General features: G+C 53.4%; 4 protein-coding genes. 1 reads left to right on the top strand and 3 read right to left on the bottom strand.

Annotated features, from left to right (window positions below):
* Positions 1–266: transthyretin-like family protein (locus CN673_RS21695; RefSeq protein WP_210200130.1), on the top strand; the 266-nt coding region annotated here is incomplete at its 5' end.
* Positions 267–504: 238 nt separating this feature from the next.
* Here the strand turns inward: CN673_RS21695 and CN673_RS21700 are convergent.
* From CN673_RS21700 to CN673_RS21710, 3 genes are all read right to left on the bottom strand, one after another.
* Complete coding sequence (locus CN673_RS21700; protein ID WP_157928986.1) at positions 505–750, bottom strand: V-type ATPase subunit G; 246 nt, start codon at positions 748–750, stop codon at positions 505–507.
* Positions 713–1,723 carry a C1 family peptidase gene (locus tag CN673_RS21705; protein WP_099868265.1) on the bottom strand — a complete coding sequence of 337 codons (1,011 nt, stop codon included), beginning with the start codon at positions 1,721–1,723 and terminating at the stop codon, positions 713–715. The genes CN673_RS21700 and CN673_RS21705 overlap by 38 nt, the downstream gene beginning before the upstream one ends.
* A gap of 180 nt (positions 1,724–1,903) precedes the next feature.
* On the bottom strand, positions 1,904–2,718 hold an 815-nt coding region (locus CN673_RS21710; RefSeq protein WP_157928988.1), incomplete at its 5' end, for an MPN domain-containing protein.

Below are 2,718 nucleotides of genomic sequence, written 5' to 3' on the forward strand. Positions count from 1 at the left end.
GAATGAAGTCGCTCGCTATTGTCTGCCTCCTTCTCTGCGGCTCGGCCTTGGCCTTCCGAAAGCAGGGCGTCGCCGTCAAGGGCACCCTCGTCTGCAACGGTGTTCCAGAGGTCGGAACGAAGGTCAAGACCTGGGATGTTGACCGCAACCCCGGAGACAGCGATGACCAATTGGCCGCCGCCGGATTCTGCAGAGTGCTCATCTCCTTCACAACCGGAGATTCAGAGGAAGGCAGAACCACATCGACTGTTCTTCCGTCTGGATAAACAACTTGTGTTTTCTGAGGCACCTTAGGAGCTGGCTTGCTCTCGGGATCCAACAAGCATCGATTTACGGAGTACCGCGAGTTTCTGCTGTATCTTCTTCCAGCAACGAAAGGCCCAGTGGATTGATGGAACAAACTTTTGTTTCCACCATGGGAATGGCTCTGATTGTGTGGATAAGCTCCATATTGTATTGGATGAGGCTGTACATAGTGAGCTTGTGGAGGAGGAAAATTGTAAATCAAAGGAGCATGTCTGAGATGTCACAAACCAATTGGAGAAGACGGACGATCACTTGTTGTTTGTTGGCCGCCACGGTCTGGTTCATCTGTTCCAGGGTGGTCTCGGTCTCTTTGCGAATGCCGGCCTCGATGTCCTCCTTGGTGCCCAAATATTGCTGTTCGTATTCCTTGAACTGACGTTCACGCTCCTGACGATACTTCTCGACCTCAGCCTGGGAGGGCGGAGGTGGCAAGAGTGTTGACACCGCACACGTTCTCTCCACGGTACAGACGGAAGTATCCCTTCTCTCCCCAGCCGGTTCCCCAGGAGTTCTTGACGATCCAGTATGGCTTTCCTCCTTCCTCACCGAATCCAACGAGGAGAACGGCGTGGTTGACACCCTTGGGGTTGCAGAAGAACTTGGGAGGATGGTGGATTCCACCGCTGTAGAACTGAAGAGGGTTGGCGTTGATTCCGACGGAGATGGGGCCAGATTGGAACAAGTATTCCTGGATCTTCTTCTCGTCTTCGGGGAGTTGGACGGAGTCGTTGATGTAGACGGCGAACTCGTACTTGTCGACTTGGCAAGCTCCTCCGCGGCCGGTGTATTTGTAGTCGTCTTCCTTGACCAGACCTCCGATGCGGATGATCTCGTTGTAAGTCCAGGTCATGTATCCTCCGTTGCAGCCTTGGTCCTTGACGTCACAGTCGACCAATTCCTGTTCGGACAAGCTGACAAGTTCTCCAGTCTTCTTCTTCCAGACTCCCTCGATGTTTCCGGTGACGGAGAAGGCCCAGCAGGATCCGCAGCTTCCCTGGTTCTTGACGGGGGTCACGTGTCCTTGTTCTCTCCAGTCGTGGAGTTCGGGAAGGTCGGTCTTGAGGTGGGCCAAGTCTTCGGCGGTCAATTTCTTGACTGGGGCGACCTCGTCGATGTTGATGTTGGTCAAGACTTGGGTGCGGAACTCTTCGGGGGTCATGTCCATGAATTGGGTCTCTCCGAACTCGGCGGTTCCCTGCTCATATTGTTGGTAGACCTGGAGTTGAAGGTAGTTGGCCTTGTAGATCTGGAAACGTTCGTGGGCTTGCTCGACAGAGGCATAGGTCTTGTCGAAAGTTTCGGCGAAGGTGGCGAACTTGTTGAAGAGGGCCAGGTCGTTGATGGTGACCTTCTTCTCCAAGCCCTGGAGTCTGGCCGAAGCGGTAAGCGCTGCCCCGAGAACCGAGAACAACACCATGGGAGACAAGAGCGCCTACATGGGAGCCTACAGTGGAGGCGGATCGAGCGGCGGCGGCGGCGGTGGCTACGTGCGCGAGGAGTACGCGTTTGGAGGCAGCAGCGGCGGCGGCTCGTCGTCGGGTGGTGGCGGCGGCGGCGGAGGCAGCTCGGCACCACAACAGCGCTCCGATGTGTCCTGCTATCTGGGCCCCAAGCCACGAATACTTCCCTTCACAAGCGCATCTAACTTGTCGGATTGAAGTTGAGTGGCCGCAATATTCACAATGTTCATCAACTTTCGTCCAAAAGCTTGATCTTCGGCGGTGGGTTCGGGTTTTCTCAAGACATCTTCCACATAACTTAAGATTCTCTCCAGCCAACGAACAAGATCTTCTGTGGTCTCGGTCAGATTGCGTAAATCATCTTCATTGTTCAGGAAAACTTCTCTGCGATCGGTGTAAATCCCATTCTGAACCACGCTGAGAGCGATACTCTCTCCTGGGAAGGCGTCCATTTCAACTTTCAATGGATGAAAGATGGCCGCTTGAGGACTTTGACCAGGTACCCCGCCATCACATCTAGTGTAGGCTCTGATGGGAAGGCGCCCCTTCGTTGGTCCTTGGAAAGTGACATCCAAAGTCAGAAGAACTATTGGGGGGAGTTCCTTCTTCACAGCAATATCGTTAACTAGCTGAGTATAATAATTATGGTAGAGATGGCAACCTTCAGTCACCTCGCCGGCGGTAATAAACCATCCGACGATTTGCTCAGAAGGAGTGGCACGACGACAGAAATTCCACATCTGTTTGTTGAACGTGTCATCCAATTCCTGGGACTCGGCAGTTTCTCTGAATGGAATCGAATAACAGTTGGTTATCTGGACGACATTCTTTTCGTAGAATCCCAGTAGAGTACCCAGGGCTTTGTCGCTTCCTTTCATTCGGCTTCGGCGTTCGTAGGCATCAACCATGGTCATATAGACCACGGGATGGACCTTCACAGTCAGGCTTGAGG

The sequence above is a fragment of the Neopararhizobium haloflavum genome, from assembly GCF_002750855.1.
GTDB classification, from domain to species: Bacteria; Pseudomonadota; Alphaproteobacteria; order Rhizobiales; family Rhizobiaceae; genus Georhizobium; species Georhizobium haloflavum.